We start from the raw sequence: 15210 nt of genomic DNA, 5'->3' as shown, positions 1-15210 counted from the left end.
TATTTTTAAAATTTCATTCATAAAAAAAGCCCAACATAATGTTGGGCTTTTTTTATGATAAATAATTAATTAAATTAGAAATTAATTATTTCAAAATTATTAATTTTTATTTAGGCGCACGTTCTAATAAAAACTCACGTAACTGCGCAAAATCAGCAGGTAAGAAGTGCGAAAGCAATTCTTTATCTGCACGCTCGGCTAGCTCCTTAGGTAATGGCAACTCCCCACCTAAAATACGCTCTACACTCTCTTTAAATTTCGCGGGATGAGCTGTCCCCAAGAACAGACCATATTCGCCCTCTTTCAGCTCATCACGCAGTAAACGGTAAGCAACCGCGGCATGAGGCTCTGAAATATAGCCTTTCTTCGCGAGTTCACGCACCGTTTCTTCTGTTGTTTCATCACTCACTGAACCATGAGCAAGATCAGAAAGATCCCAACCTTTACGACGATACAATTCTTCAATACGTGGCCAGTTATTAGGTTGGCTAACATCCATCGCATTAGAAAGCGTCGCCACAGTGCGATGAGGTTCCCATTTACCATTATCTAAATAGCGAGGAACGGTATCATTTACGTTTGTTGCCGCAATAAAGCGTTTTACAGGTAATCCCAGAGATTTAGCGAGTAAACCCGCCGTTAGATCACCAAAGTTACCACTTGGTACTGAAATCACTAGCTGCTCATGTTTTTCCGCAGGGATTTGAGCAACGGCCTCAAAATAATAACAAATTTGAGCAAGCAAACGACTGATATTAATGGAGTTCGCTGAGTTCAAATACATTGTTTTCTTTAAGAACTCATCATCAAAAGCCTGTTTCACTAATGACTGACAAGCATCAAAATCATCTTTAATTGCAACAGTGTGAATGTTTTCACCTAATGTACAGAACAGTTTTTCCTGTAACGGGCTAATTTTGCCTTCAGGATAAAGAATAACAACTTGTACATTTTCTAATTTGTAGAAAGCATGAGCTACAGCAGCGCCTGTATCACCTGATGTTGCTGTTAAAATAGTAACAGGTTGGTTGCCAGCAACTTCTGACAACATTTGCGCCATAAAACGACCACCAAAGTCTTTAAATGCCAGTGTCGGGCCGTGGAAAAGCTCTAAACAACTTACATCATCTTCAACTTGGGTTACCGGTGCAGGAAATGCAAATGCGGTGCTAATACGTTTTTCTAATACATCAGCAGGAATTTCATCACCAATAAAGGCTGTTAAAATACGGCTACTACGTGTTGCAAAATCAAGTGCTAATAATTCATCAATTTCAGCTTTAGAAAACGAAGGTAAGTCTTGTGGAAAAAAGAGCCCTTGTTGTTTACCCAAACCTTGTTTTACTGCTTGAGCAAAACTGACTTGCTCTTGATTATCTTTCAAATTATATAATTTCATGACTTATCCTATCTGTCTTGCGCCACGCGTATCTATACGGCAGATATGTACAAAGCCTTCACTGTTTTGTACATAGTTTTGTTTCAGCCATTCGGCCATCTCTTGTGCGATTTCTAATGAATCACTAATCGTAAAAATGGTAGGGCCTGAGCCGGAAATACCACAAGCTAATGCACCTTTCTTCTGCGAAGCCTCTCTGGCTTTTTCAAACCCCGGAAGAAGTTGGGTACGATAAGGCTCTGCAATCACATCTTGCATCAAATTAGCGGCTAGTCCTGATTGCTGAGTATGGCAAGCATGAATAAAACCCGATAAATAACGACCGTGGTTAATGATGTCTGCTTTAGAGTATTGTTTTGGTAAAATCGCTCTAGCTTCTGCCGTAGAAACTTTAATTCCCGGATATGCCATAACCCAATACCAATCATCAAATGTTGGTACAGACTGACAAATAGTGCCATTTTGTTCCAAAATAAGTTGTAACCCACCTAAATAACAAGGTGCAACATTATCATAGTGCACACTACCTGAAATACGACCTTCAAGCTCCCCCATCATCAGCAGCAATTGTCTCTCACCAAAAGGCTTTTGGGCAAATTCATTAAGTGCAACCAATGCCGCAACAACAGAACAAGCACTTGATCCTAAACCAGAACCAATTGGCATATTTTTCTCAAGCGTCATTGCAACAGAAAGTTCTTTGCCTAATTTTTCACAAAATAACTGCCAACATTGATACACAATGTTTTGCTTAGGATCTGAAGGTAATTTGCTAACAAAGTGCCCTTTACTTTCAAGTGTAAATGCCGAAGCCGCTTCAACGGTGACACAATCACCCAGTAATTGCCCATCAATAGGTGAAACTGCCGCGCCAAGGACATCAAATCCGACACTCACGTTGCCGATTGATGCCGGTGCATAAACTTTAACCACGCTTAAACTCCCAATTTCCATGATAAGGTACGTAATACATCTGCAAACACCCCAGCAGCAGTAACATCATTACCAGCACCATATCCACGTAATACCAATGGAATAGGTTGATAGTAGCGAGTGTAAAAGGCTAAAGCATTTTCACCATTTTTCACTTTAAACAGAGGATCATTTGCATCAACTGCCATTATCTTAACTTGGCATTTTCCTTCATTGATGATGCCAACATAACGTAATACCTTACCTGCTTTTTGTGCTTCTTCGACTTTTGCATCAAATTCAACATCAACTTGAGGTAAACGGTTTAAGAAGCTGGCTACATCACCTGAGCTATCAAATGAAACAGGCAGCACAGGCTCTACATCGATATCACTGAGTTCTAATTTATAACCCGCTTCACGCGCTAAAATAAGCAGTTTACGCGCAACATCCATACCAGAAAGATCATCTCGAGGATCAGGCTCTGTAAAACCTTTATCTTTTGCTGAAAGAGTCGCTTCAGATAAGCTTTTACCTTCATCTAGTTGACCAAAAATGTATGACAAGGAGCCTGAAAGAATACCATTAAATTGAACTAACTCATCGCCCGCATTGAGCAAGTTTTGTAAGTTTTCAATAACCGGTAAACCTGCGCCAACGTTAGTGTCATACAAGAACTTACGGCGTGAAGCTTCCGCTGCTTGTCGAATTTGGTAGTAATAGTCCATCGACAGCGTATTCGCTTTTTTGTTTGGTGTAACCACGTTAAAGCCATTTTGTAAGAAATTTGCGTATTGTCGCGCAATTTCTTCGTTTGATGTGCAATCAACGATCACTGGATTTAAGAAGTGGTACTCTTTTTCTAAACGAATAAGCTGACTAAAGCTAAAAGGCTCTTTGGCTTCTTTAAGTTCTTGTTGCCAATTATCTAAATCAATACCTTGCATATCTGTCAGCATGGCTCTTGAGTTAGCAATACCACATACACGAAGATCGATATGCTTATTTTTCAACCATGCTTGCTGGCGATGGATTTGTTCAATTAATGCGTTGCCAACACCACCAACACCGACAATAAAGACTTCAACAATTTGATTAGTGTTGAAAAGCATTTGATGGCATAAACGCACCGCGTTAGTTGCAGAATCATTCGCAATAACGGCAGAAATAGAGCGCTCTGAAGAGCCTTGAGCAATCGCAACGATATTGATATTGCCACGGGTTAAAGCAGAGAAGAAACGCGCTGAGATCCCTTTTAAAGTACGCATACCATCACCTACAACGGAGATGATAGCGACGTTTTCCATGATATCTAATGGATCAAGTACACCGTCTTTTAATTCTAAATAAAATTCATCTGATAAGGCTTTTTGCGCTCTAATAAGTTCTTTTTGCGGTACACAAAAGCTGATGCTGTATTCAGAAGAAGATTGTGTAATCAGAACAACAGAAATACCCGCTCTTGACATAACAGAGAACACTCGAGCGGCCATCCCCACCATACCTTTCATACCAGGGCCTGATACGTTGATCATCGCCATATTATTAAGGTTGGTGATCCCTTTAACTGGTGTACTATCATCTTTTTGACCATCACCAATTAATGTACCTGGCGCATCTGGGTTGCCTGTGTTTTTTATTAAACAAGGAATTTGGAATTGGGCGATTGGAGCAATAGTGCGAGGATGAAGTACTTTAGCGCCGAAGTAAGAGAGTTCCATCGCTTCTTGATAAGACATGCCTTTTAACAGACGTGCATCAGGAACTAAACGAGGATCACAAGTATAAACACCGTCAACATCAGTCCAAATTTCACAACACTCTGCACGTAAGCAAGCGGCTAACACAGCAGCAGAGTAGTCTGAACCATTACGACCTAATACCACGAGTTCATTCTTTTCATTACCCGCAGTAAAACCTGCCATTAAAATCATATCGTCTTTTGCGATATTGAGTTCTAAGATGCGGCGAGTAGACTCAGGAATATCAACTGTTGATTCTAAATAATGACCTTGTGCGAGTAAATTTTTGACCGGATCGATCACAGTGACATTATAGCCACGAGCCTGCAAAACGGATCCCATTATAGCGATAGAGAGCTTTTCACCACGACAAATCATCGCTGCATTGATGCTATCAGGACATTGGCCTAATAAAGAGATCCCATGAAGAATATGTTTGATCTCTGCAAATTCACGCTCAACTTTATCTTTTAAGCGCTCATAGTCAAAACCAGGTTGTTTTTCTCTTAAACCTTGTAATAAGTTGGCAAAAATTTGCTCGGCTTCTCGTACTTGAGTGAGAGGATCTTCGCCTTCTGCCGTTTTTTCAATCATTGCAACCAAGTAGTTAGTTATCTTGGCTGGTGCTGATAATACAAGAGCGACTTGTCCTTGCTCTCTTTTTTTCTCAGCGATATCAGCAACATTCAGCACACGCTCTGCGTTGGCAACTGAAGTTCCCCCAAATTTTAACACTCGCATACAGCTCTCCTGATTTTTCACCCAAAAAAAAACCCGCATTTCTCAATGCGGGCTTTTTCGATTTTCGTTTTTTATATGCGACAGCCCGCCCCGCAATATAAGATTCCGGTGGTGGTGGTAATAATTGTCATTTTAGCTGGGCTGTAAATACGCATAACTATCCTGTCTGTCTCAAATTTAGTTTGACTATATACTGGTTAAAGCAAAGCGAGAGAGATGTCAAATTTTTTCTTTTTTTGCACCAAAAAATAAACTCAACTTAAATAAAATTTATTCGATCCTTACTCCTATTGTAGTATAGATATTGCTATCACAAAGGGATAAACAAAGAAAATAAAGCTACTATTTTAGAGTTATTTGGGGATTTGTACTTTTATTAGGAATAAGGTATTTTATGCTACTTTAAATTGTGTAACAAAACTGGAAAAAAAATAAACCCCCACTATATTTAACATATATTTTTCTTTTACATTACATAAATCAAATTATATAGTTAACTATTGAAATCAAGGTTAAGCTGTTATCTTGATTTTGATATGTGTCAACAAAAGTTAGCTTTTTAGATGGTATTTAATACAACTGGTGTTATATTGCTGTTAATAGACTATGGGCGTTTTGCATTCTGATTTTAGCGTTCATTGTCGATTAAAATTGCAAGTTTTGTAATAACGTGATGGTTATTTATCGAATTTCAATCTGGGTCTAGTTTTTACGTGCTAATAACAAAAATGAATAACCACACAAGCGCACACAGAAGTTAAACACAGATTTCCTTTTTCTATTTTTGGTAATTTTAGGTAGCAAATATGCAAACCCCGCACATTCTGATTGTTGAAGACGAAGTTGTTACTCGTAATACCCTGAAAAGCATATTCGAAGCTGAAGGGTATATCGTACACGAAGCCACTGATGGCAACGAAATGCACAATGTTCTATCTGATCATGATATTAATCTGGTCATTATGGACATTAACCTTCCTGGTAAAAACGGGCTGTTACTTGCTCGTGAATTACGTGAACAGGCAAGTGTTGCATTAATGTTCCTGACCGGTCGTGATAATGAAGTTGATAAAATCTTAGGCCTAGAAATTGGTGCCGATGATTACATTACTAAACCATTTAACCCTCGTGAATTAACGATTCGTGCACGTAACTTACTGTCACGTACCATGAATTTAGTTAATGGCACAGAAGAACGCCGTTTAGTGGAAAGCTATAAATTCAATGGTTGGGAGCTTGATATTAACAGTCGCTCACTAATCAGCCCTGCTGGTGAACAATATAAATTACCACGCAGTGAATTTCGTGCGATGCTACATTTCTGCGAGAATCCAGGAAAAATCCAAACTCGTGCAGAATTACTGAAGAAAATGACAGGCCGTGAACTGAAACCTCATGATCGTACGGTTGACGTAACTATCCGTCGTATTCGTAAGCATTTTGAGTCAACACCAGATACACCAGAAATCATTGCAACAATTCATGGTGAAGGTTATCGCTTCTGTGGTGATTTAGACGAGTGATTTTGATTCTATCTCAAACACTTTCTTAACAAAAACCCCCGAATTACCATTCGGGGGTTTCTTTTATCTAAAGAAGGATTAATAAAATCACAAATAGTGAAAATTGATCTCAGCAACTATTTTGATAAAAAATATAACTTCTTTTTTAAAAAAATTTTAAACCTTATTCGTATTAATTTTATTAACCATTAATTTCTCTAGTAAATAAAAATCACTCTTTCCACGGCATAATAGGTACTGCACTAATCGCATTTTTTGGCGAACCATCAATGACTTTATCAGAGTAAGTCAGATAAACTAAAGCATGGCGCTGTTTATCGTAAAAACGTACAACTTGAAGCTTTTTAAATACTAATGATGTTCTTTTCTGGAAAACAACATCACCATTATTTTTCCCTTTAATAACCTTTTCGCTTAGTTCAATAGGCCCTACTTGCTGGCAAGAGATAGCCGCATCAGCAGTATCTTCAGCAAGACCTAAACTCCCTGAAATGCCCCCAGTTTTTGCTCGGCTTAAATAACATGTGACATTTTTAACTTCAGGATCATCAAATGCTTCAATCACAATTTTATGGTTAGCGCCAAAAAACTTAAATACCGTATCCACGTAGCCAATTTCTTCTGCTTTTGCCATCAAAGAAAAAGGGAGTAATATAGATATTGCTAGCATCTTTTTGAAATTTAACATATTTACCTAGTTCCATTGAAAAGATGAGAAAATAGTTTTGTCTAGAATAAAACAATCTATTACTAACTGATAGAAGAATTTGTGTACATTAGTCGATGAAAAAGACTATATTTTACGATTGTCTAACAATATAACTTGTTATAGATGTTCAGGCTCTTTACCATCTACTTCTACTGCAATAAACAAACGAATATGACTAAGGGAGATGTATGGATCAAACCAACATCATACGTGATTTGCTCGCTTGGCTTGATAATAACCTAGACAAGCCATTATCCCTCGATAATGTCGCAACCAAAGCGGGTTACTCCAAGTGGCATCTACAACGCATGTTTAAAGAAGTTACAGGACAAGCGATTGGTTCTTATATTCGTTCAAGGCGTCTATCTCGTGCAGCCGTTGCATTACGTTTAACGAGCCGCCCTATTTTAGACATTGCTTTGCAATATCGTTTTGATTCTCAACAGACTTTTACCCGCGCTTTTAAAAAGCAATTTGATAGAACACCCGCACTTTATCGTCGTACTGATGAATGGTGTGCGGTAGGAATTTGTCCACCAATTACCTTAGATCCTCAAAATTTACCTAAATGGGAATTTGTAACGCTATCTGAGAAGAAATTAATTGGTATTGAGCAAACTTGTAGCCACACCCTTGAGCAATGGGCTGAAGCCTGCTCTAACATGCGCCAAACCTTCTGGCGTTACTACATGAGCAAGATAAGCGCTGTCCCTCATCAAGTTTATGGGCTTCACCACGCACAACATAGCGATGAGCATGAAGACGAACAACGTGTGCTTTACACAACTGCCGTTGAGCCAGATTATGCAACGTTTATCGATGATGATGCAGCAAATGAAGTCTCTCTTGCTGGCGGTGATTACATTCGCTTTGATTTTGAAGGTGAGGCAAAACGTGGTGCAATGCAGGAATTTTTATTCCTAATTTATGGTGTCTGCTTACCTAATATGGGATTAACGCGCCGTAAAGGCTATGACGTTGAAAAATACTATCTTAAAAATGTGAGTTACAGCAATGAGATGGTGACTGAGCCACAAGATCATATCGAACGTTTTGAATATTACATTCCAATTAAACGCGAAGATGTAACCGCATAAGAAAAAGCTCTCTTTGTAATATGAGAAAGAGAGCTTTTATTTTTTAGCGCTGAACTTCATCTAATGCAGTATCAGTAAGATGACTCACATCACCCGCTGTTTCAATCACCCAACCATTAGCAAGCCAAGGGCTATTTTGATAATCAACGCGTGAAATTGAGCAATTACGTAGTCTTAAACGGCGTTCTGCATATGCAGGTAATCCTAATACCGTACTCAGTAAGCACCCTAAAGCAATACCATGACTGACTAAGAGTGGGCGGCTATTTGCGGGTAAATCAAGACATTGATTTAGCGCAGCCTGCATACGACTTGCTAATTCTGCCATTGATTCTCCTTGGGGAATTCGTCCATCAGGTGTACCATCAATCAAACTCTTGCGCCAAGCCTCTTCTTGTGTCTTTAATGTTGCGATCTCTCGTTGTTCAAGAACGCCCATATTGAGTTCACGTAAACGTGGGTCAGTTATCACTTCACAGCCACAAGCTTGTGCAATGATTTCTGCCGTTTGACGAGTACGGCCAAGATCGCTTGAGATAATGTGGGTAATGCCTGCTGATTTTACTTTTTCAGCAACTTGCTGTGCTTGACGCACACCATTTGCTGTTAGTGGGCTATCAGATTGCCCTTGAATACGTCTCGCCACGTTCCATTCAGTTTCACCGTGGCGAACAAGATAGACCTGTAACATACATTTTTTCCGTTATACTGCTCTAATTTTTCAAAGGATGATTAATTCATTATGTATCATGTCATTGCAGCCACTACGAATCCAGCAAAAATCAACGCGATAAAACTCGCCTTTGAGCAAGTATTCGGTAAAGATACCTTTGATATTGAAGATATTAATGTCGATAGTCGTGTTCCACAGCAACCTATCGGAAATACAGAAACGAGAACTGGCGCACGTCAACGTGTGATGGCGGCTCGTCAAGTTCGCCCTGAAGCTGATTTTTGGGTTGGCGTCGAAGCCGGTATAGAAGATGATATGACCTTTGCTTGGATTGTTGTCGAACATGGTCAAATTCGTGGAGAATCACGCTCAGCAAGCCTTATGCTACCAGAACAGATCTTAAAAGGGATCCGTGAAGGTCGTGAGCTTGGCGATGAAATGGCTTTCTTAACAAAAATTGACAACATTAAACAGCGTGGCGGTGCGATTGGTTATTTTACTGATGGCCTACTCAGTCGTACTTCTGTGTATCAACAAGCATTAGTGCTGGCATTAGTACCAGTCACTCATGATATCTATAAAGAACTCAATCAAAAAGAAGATTAATAATTAATCTAATGCGTTTTTTTAGATAACCCAGCTTCTAGATAAGTTTGCTGTTAGATAAAAAAGAAACAAAAAAAGCCATTTAATCAAATAATTAAATGGCTTTTTATTATTCTAGTCTAGAGAGTAACAACACGACTATTTTTTCGTCATTAGCTCTTTTTCAAGCCATAATTTCACATCATGTGGCGCTGTTTTTAAACTATTAGAGCCTCTAGTGATGGTGGCAATGCCAACGCCTAACTCTTCTTTTAACTCACGCTGACTTAAATCCCCTCGCATTAACTCTTGCACAATGCGAACTCGAGTTGCCAAAGCACTACGTTCATCAGGTGTCATTAAAAGTTGTAAAATAGGAAATTGCACATCTTGCTCAAAAGCATGTTGTAATAACTCTACAAATCTTAGCCAGTGCTCATTCTCTTCAGGTGATAATGCAGGATCTTGCATCGTGGGAACCTCTTTTTGCCACACTCATTAACTAGTACAAACTATATCATACTTTGCTAATGTACAAAGAGGCTCCAACAATAAATCCTTTTTTTATCCTTTAATATCGGCTATTCCACTCATTTTCAGTCAGTACTGGCTGCTGTTCGCCCGCAAAATAGCTATAGAAAACAGCAAAAGAGAGTACGTTTTTCACATAACCACGAGTTTCAGCAAAAGGAATACTTTCAACAAAAGCAATTGCATCTAATTGACCATTTGCATCAGATAACCAACGATCAACACGCGCAGGCCCCGCATTGTACGCAGCACTTGCTAAAATACGGTTTTGGTTAAAACGCTGATAGACAGAATCAAGATAAGCGGTACCAATCTCAATATTCTTCACAGGATTTGTCAATTGCGCACTACTTGTATATCCCGTAATCCCCGCTTGTTTTACCGTAAACTCTGCTGTTTTTGGCATAACCTGCATTAAACCTGTTGCACCCGCTGAAGAACGGGCTTGAGGATTCCACGCACTTTCTTGGCGAGCAATCGCCATCGCATAATTGCGGTCGATCGATTTATCTTTCGTATATTGCTCAAACTCATTTTTCCAAGCAAGAGGGAAGCGTTCTTCTAGATGATCCCACATTTTCCCTGTGATCGTGGCTTGCACCGCTAAATCAGCCCATTTTTGCTCATACGCATAACGCGCTAATTCAGACTGTATTTGCGCTGGCTGTGAAGCAACATAGTTTGCCCACTCTGATCGCGCTAAGTTATCCATCTGCCAATACATCAATTCACGAACACGCTGTATTTCTGGCTGATTAGGGATGTTTGATGAAACACTTGGGGCTTTATCTATCACCATCACATAAGGCTTACCTAATTTGGCAGCTGCAACCATTGGGTAAAAACCACGATTTTGTGTTAGCGCTTCTAAAATAGCTTGTGCTTCACTGTTTTTACCTTGTGATTGCAACACCATTGCTCGCCAATAACGCCACTCTTCCTTATTTTTACTTTCCGGAGAGAGCCTTTCTAACCACAATGCCAATTCAGCAGGTTGGTTTTGGCTTAATGCTAGGCGTACACGGCGCTCACGCAATGTATCTGATGCTGTATCTTGAATAACGCTATCACGCCATTTTACCTGCTCTGGTGTCGCATAAGGCATATATTGCCACGCCACAGTATCACGCATTAACTGGCGCTCACTGGCTGTCATTTTTTGTGCATGCGCGATATTGTCCAGTTGTGCTCTTGCTGCATCTGCGTCTTTTCTTGCCCAACGTGAAAATGCAGATTGTATGATTGAACGTGTGAAATCTGTCGGTGAAAGAGTGGTTGCATAGCGTCCAACTAAATTGGGATAGTCTTGCAATTCAACCAAGGCATCACTAATGGTTTGATAATTTTCAGGGAGACGTCGAGCCAAGTAAGCAGCAAGCGCCGTATTACCATTTTTAACCGCTAAATTAATGCGTTCTAACACCAACTCGGGTGTTAATTGATTAGCTTTTTGCCATTCATCAAAAAGTGAATCACAACTTGATGGCATTGATGTGCCATTAAGCCATGCTTCTTTAGCCCCTACCCATGCCGTTTGAATATCACCTGTTGCCCATTTTGCATAATAATAATTACATCTTGCAGCTTTAGGATTTGGTGGATTGGGGCTAAAAGTCAGTAAGTTCTGCCACTCTTGGCGTTTAGCCAATTCATTCACAAACAGTGAAGGAAGCGCTTTTGCTGGTGGTAATGTGGGATATTTAGCAACAAATTCAGTAACCACTGCTGGCGCAATAATATCAAGATTATCCGTAATTTGACGGTATTCCAGATAAGGATAAAGTGGATAGTTTTGTAATGTAGGTAGTAGTTTTTCTACTTCATCTGTTTTTTTCAGATCCCATGCTGACTTAATTTCTTGATAACGGGCACGTTGTTCACTTAATGAATCTGCTTGCACCCATGTAGAAAAACACAATGCCCCAATTGCCAATGCTAACGACCACTTTTGCTTCACCACGTTATTTCTCCCACCTCAAATAGAACCACCAAAGAGTGAATACATTAGCTAATATGATAATCATTAACAATGTAAGTTCCCCTCTTTAAGAGAAATTTTCTTTACTTTCAGAGGAAGTACGAAAGGTGGATAAAAACCTCTCTTTTGACTAAGGTTTTCTTTTATAAATCGGGTATACTGGCGACTTTCATCATTTTCGGGTCTTTGGCAAAATACTGGCATTGACTTTGCTATTGTTCATTTTGGTACCATAAACACGCGACTTAATCACAAAAAATTTGTTTTTAGCGCAAAAAGTGGCACCTCAGATAAAATCTCTTTTATAATCAAAGGGTAATTATAGTGGCTCAATACGTTTATAGTATGTTGCGTGTCGGGAAAATTGTCCCACCTAAGCGACATATCCTTAAAAACATTTCACTCAGCTTCTTCCCGGGCGCGAAAATTGGTGTGCTTGGTCTTAATGGTGCTGGTAAATCAACATTACTACGCATCATGGCAGGTATTGATACTGATATCGAAGGTGAAGCACGTCCACAACCAGGTATTAAAATTGGTTACTTACCACAAGAACCAAAATTAAACCCAGAACATACAGTACGTGAAGCCGTTGAAGAAGCCGTCAGCGAACTGAAAAACGCATTAAACCGCCTTGATGAAGTTTATGCGGCTTATGCCGATCCTGATGCTGATTTCGATAAATTAGCAAAAGAACAAGGTCAGTTAGAAGCGATTATTCAATCTCATGATGGCCATAACCTTGAAAATCAATTAGAGCGTGCAGCAGAAGCGCTACGTTTACCTGAATGGGACGCAAAAATTGAGAAACTTTCAGGGGGTGAACGTCGCCGTGTTGCTATCTGTCGTCTCCTGTTAGAAAAACCAGATATGCTGTTATTAGATGAACCAACTAACCACTTGGATGCAGAATCTGTGGCTTGGTTAGAGCGCTTCTTACATGATTATGAAGGTACTGTTGTGGCGATCACCCACGACCGTTACTTCCTTGATAACGTAGCGGGTTGGATCTTAGAACTTGACCGTGGTGAAGGTATTCCATGGGAAGGTAACTACTCTTCATGGTTAGAGCAAAAAGACGCTCGTCTTGAGCAAGAAGCGGCAACTGAAGCGGCTCGTCATAAATCTATTCAGAAAGAACTTGAGTGGATCCGCCAAAATCCTAAAGGTCGCCAAGCAAAAGGCAAGGCACGTCTTGCTCGCTTTGAAGAACTTAACAGCGTTGATTATCAAAAACGTAATGAGACCAGTGAACTCTTTATTCCACCTGGACCACGTTTAGGGGATAAAGTGTTAGAAATTAATAATCTAACAAAATCTTATGGTGATCGCGTTCTGATTGATGATTTAAGCTTCTCTATTCCTAAAGGGGCGATTGTCGGTATTATCGGCCCTAACGGTGCAGGTAAATCAACACTATTTCGTATGATCTCGGGTCAAGAACAACCAGACTCAGGTACACTCACTTTAGGTGATACTGTTAAACTGGCGTCTGTTGATCAGTTCCGCGACAGCATGGACGACAGTAAAACTGTTTGGGAAGAAGTTTCAGGTGGTCAAGACATTATGCGTATTGGCAACTTTGAGATCCCAAGCCGTGCCTATGTTGGTCGTTTTAACTTTAAAGGTATTGACCAAGGTAAACGTGTTGGCGAACTTTCTGGTGGTGAGCGTGGTCGTTTACACCTTGCGAAGCTGCTACAAGTTGGCGGTAACATGTTGCTGCTCGATGAACCAACTAACGACCTCGACGTTGAAACTTTACGTGCATTAGAAAACGCCCTATTAGAGTTCCCTGGTTGTGCAATGGTTATCTCGCATGACCGCTGGTTCCTTGACCGTATTGCCACGCATATCATCGATTATCAAGATGAAGGAAAAGTGGAATTCTTCGAAGGTAACTTTACTGAATATGAAGAATACAAAAAACGTACATTAGGCAACGACGCTATTCAGCCTCGTCGCATGAAATACAAACGTATGACAAAATAGTTTTAATTATTTTCCTTACGACTAAAAATAAAAGCAGAGATTATTCTCTGCTTTTTTATATTTAATTAGTTTGAAATTTAATAAATATATTTAAAGTTTAAAATAGAAAAAATAAAGTCACATTAATCTAAAATAATCCCGAAAACACAGATATACCTCACTATTACTTAACGGATTATATTATGATAAGAATTAATTATTTTGAATTTTATAATTATCGGACTGAAATATTATTAGGTCATGTTATTCTAAATGGTATAAATGAAATTATCACTCCACTATTTAGAGATAACATTGATAAAGAAAATTTCTATCCTGTTTTTATCACAAAATCATTTATCGGTAGAAAAGAACACAGATGGGAAATAAAAAGTTCAAAAATTCAAACTCTATCTGAGAACAATATTATTATAAATATTTGGCTATCTCCAAGAAATGTTTCAGATGATATTTATTTATCTCAAACATTAAAAAATAAAAATTATAAAAGTGCTAAATCAATATTATATCTTGGTAAAATTATTATTGTTGAATTTGGACATATCTTCTCATGTGTCACTTTGGATGCCAGTATAAAAACAAATAAACGCTATCCTGATAATATTCAACAGGGTGAAATGCATAAGAGAAGGCCTGCGATTGTCGTAAAAGCAGATGACAGAGGAGTTAAAGTCATTCCACTCACATCAAAAAAGCCTCATGACTTAGCCGTTAATTCCTCTATTTTTAAATTATCAGATGAATCAATAAAAAACATTGGTGATCTTGCTAAAAAAGAAACTTATGCTTTATGTGATATGATCCAAACTATTTGTGTAACGCGAATACTTCCTCCTTTATTTAAATTAAACACTCGTAAAAGATACTATAGACATGAGGATTATCGAGCATCTATTTGCCGTAACGATCGAAAGTTATTAGACAAAGGATTATTATCATCAATATCAAAAAATAAATTATATTCAGAATTAGAGGATTTAAAAATAAAGAATAATAAATTAGAATCAGAGATATATCATTTGAAAAATAATTTACTGCTCTTAAAAGAGATGTATATGTATACAAATGGAAGTCACGCTTCACATATTGATGAAATTGATAATGAGATTTTATTATACAAAAACTCTATTGAATAATTATATTGATGTTATATTTTCACTATGATACTCTTGTTTCGTTGGTGGGGATAAAAGAGCCGGCAATCTTCCCCGCGACGCTGAAAAATTGCGATGCCGACGAACACAAAGATTAAAACTAGAAAACCACCTTACGGTGGTTTTTTAGTTTCTGTTTCTTTAAATTATTTATTTTTAATAGTTAGTTTATTA

At 38.7% G+C, this 15210-nt stretch carries 12 protein-coding genes and 1 other annotated feature; of the genes, 5 read left to right on the top strand and 7 right to left on the bottom strand.

Annotated elements, in window-relative coordinates; all coding sequences use genetic code 11:
* Positions 1-106: 106 nt before the first annotated feature.
* Genes thrC through thrA form a run of 3 tightly spaced genes read right to left on the bottom strand, consistent with a single transcriptional unit; the run spans position 107 to position 4794 of the window.
* On the bottom strand, positions 107-1399 hold the full coding sequence (gene thrC / locus JEP71_RS06875) for a threonine synthase (protein ID WP_198625963.1): 1293 nt from the start codon (positions 1397-1399) through the stop codon (positions 107-109).
* A gap of 3 nt (positions 1400-1402) precedes the next feature.
* Positions 1403-2353 carry a homoserine kinase gene (gene thrB / locus JEP71_RS06870; protein ID WP_198619304.1) on the bottom strand — a complete coding sequence of 317 codons (951 nt, stop codon included), beginning with the start codon at positions 2351-2353 and terminating at the stop codon, positions 1403-1405.
* Complete coding sequence (gene thrA, locus JEP71_RS06865; RefSeq protein WP_198619303.1) at positions 2335-4794, bottom strand: bifunctional aspartate kinase/homoserine dehydrogenase I; 2460 nt, start codon at positions 4792-4794, stop codon at positions 2335-2337. Before thrA ends, thrB begins: the two co-directional genes overlap by 19 nt.
* 22 nt (positions 4795-4816) lie before the next feature.
* Positions 4817-4937, bottom strand: a sequence feature (Thr leader region).
* 663 nt (positions 4938-5600) lie between these two features.
* Here thrA and arcA point away from each other — a divergent pair.
* Positions 5601-6317: a two-component system response regulator ArcA gene (gene arcA, locus JEP71_RS06860; protein ID WP_006535263.1), complete on the top strand. Its 717-nt coding sequence runs from the start codon at positions 5601-5603 to the stop codon at positions 6315-6317.
* Positions 6318-6528: 211 nt separating this feature from the next.
* On the opposite strand, the gene creA is transcribed toward arcA, so the two are convergent.
* Positions 6529-6987, bottom strand: coding sequence for a protein CreA (gene creA / locus JEP71_RS06855; RefSeq protein WP_198619446.1), 459 nt, complete (start codon positions 6985-6987; stop codon positions 6529-6531).
* A 227-nt stretch (positions 6988-7214) separates the two neighbouring features.
* Between creA and robA the strand changes: the two genes are divergently transcribed.
* On the top strand, positions 7215-8123 hold the full coding sequence (robA, locus tag JEP71_RS06850) for an MDR efflux pump AcrAB transcriptional activator RobA (protein ID WP_198619302.1): 909 nt from the start codon (positions 7215-7217) through the stop codon (positions 8121-8123).
* Positions 8124-8166: 43 nt separating this feature from the next.
* Here the strand turns inward: robA and gpmB are convergent, their stop codons facing one another.
* Positions 8167-8814, bottom strand: coding sequence for a 2,3-diphosphoglycerate-dependent phosphoglycerate mutase GpmB (gene gpmB, locus JEP71_RS06845; RefSeq protein WP_109371869.1), 648 nt, complete (start codon positions 8812-8814; stop codon positions 8167-8169).
* A 51-nt stretch (positions 8815-8865) separates the two neighbouring features.
* Here gpmB and yjjX point away from each other — a divergent pair, with 51 nt between their 5' ends.
* Positions 8866-9402: an inosine/xanthosine triphosphatase gene (gene yjjX / locus JEP71_RS06840; protein ID WP_023580954.1), complete on the top strand. Its 537-nt coding sequence runs from the start codon at positions 8866-8868 to the stop codon at positions 9400-9402.
* 138 nt (positions 9403-9540) lie between these two features.
* Here the strand turns inward: yjjX and trpR are convergent, their stop codons facing one another.
* Together trpR and sltY are read right to left on the bottom strand one after the other, a co-directional pair.
* On the bottom strand, positions 9541-9852 hold the full coding sequence (gene trpR / locus JEP71_RS06835; protein ID WP_036911763.1) for a trp operon repressor: 312 nt from the start codon (positions 9850-9852) through the stop codon (positions 9541-9543).
* A 100-nt stretch (positions 9853-9952) separates the two neighbouring features.
* Complete coding sequence (gene sltY, locus JEP71_RS06830) at positions 9953-11872, bottom strand: murein transglycosylase (RefSeq protein WP_198625962.1); 1920 nt, start codon at positions 11870-11872, stop codon at positions 9953-9955.
* A gap of 342 nt (positions 11873-12214) precedes the next feature.
* Between sltY and ettA the strand changes: the two genes are divergently transcribed.
* A complete protein-coding gene (ettA, locus tag JEP71_RS06825) occupies positions 12215-13882 on the top strand; it encodes an energy-dependent translational throttle protein EttA (RefSeq protein WP_198625961.1) in 1668 nt (555 codons plus the stop codon).
* A gap of 182 nt (positions 13883-14064) precedes the next feature.
* Positions 14065-15018, top strand: a complete 954-nt coding sequence (locus JEP71_RS06820) for a type II toxin-antitoxin system PemK/MazF family toxin (protein WP_198625960.1) — start codon at positions 14065-14067, stop codon at positions 15016-15018.
* Positions 15019-15210 lie beyond the last annotated feature (192 nt).

Origin of the sequence: Proteus sp. PR00224 (assembly GCF_016238105.1) — a bacterium.
In the GTDB taxonomy this organism is placed as follows: domain Bacteria; phylum Pseudomonadota; class Gammaproteobacteria; order Enterobacterales; family Enterobacteriaceae; genus Proteus.
The sequence above is the reverse complement of the archived record's forward strand: the minus strand, read 5'-3'. Positions and strand labels throughout refer to the sequence as shown.

Coding starts and splice junctions, on each gene's coding strand:
- robA (WP_198619302.1), top strand. CDS start 7,215: ATGGATCAAACCAACATCATACGTGATTTGCTCGCTTGGCTTGATAAT.
- trpR (WP_036911763.1), bottom strand. CDS start 9,852: ATGCAAGATCCTGCATTATCACCTGAAGAGAATGAGCACTGGCTAAGA.
- yjjX (WP_023580954.1), top strand. CDS start 8,866: ATGTATCATGTCATTGCAGCCACTACGAATCCAGCAAAAATCAACGCG.
- gpmB (WP_109371869.1), bottom strand. CDS start 8,814: ATGTTACAGGTCTATCTTGTTCGCCACGGTGAAACTGAATGGAACGTG.
- JEP71_RS06820 (WP_198625960.1), top strand. CDS start 14,065: ATGATAAGAATTAATTATTTTGAATTTTATAATTATCGGACTGAAATA.
- thrC (WP_198625963.1), bottom strand. CDS start 1,399: ATGAAATTATATAATTTGAAAGATAATCAAGAGCAAGTCAGTTTTGCT.
- thrB (WP_198619304.1), bottom strand. CDS start 2,353: ATGGAAATTGGGAGTTTAAGCGTGGTTAAAGTTTATGCACCGGCATCA.
- thrA (WP_198619303.1), bottom strand. CDS start 4,794: ATGCGAGTGTTAAAATTTGGGGGAACTTCAGTTGCCAACGCAGAGCGT.
- arcA (WP_006535263.1), top strand. CDS start 5,601: ATGCAAACCCCGCACATTCTGATTGTTGAAGACGAAGTTGTTACTCGT.
- creA (WP_198619446.1), bottom strand. CDS start 6,987: ATGCTAGCAATATCTATATTACTCCCTTTTTCTTTGATGGCAAAAGCA.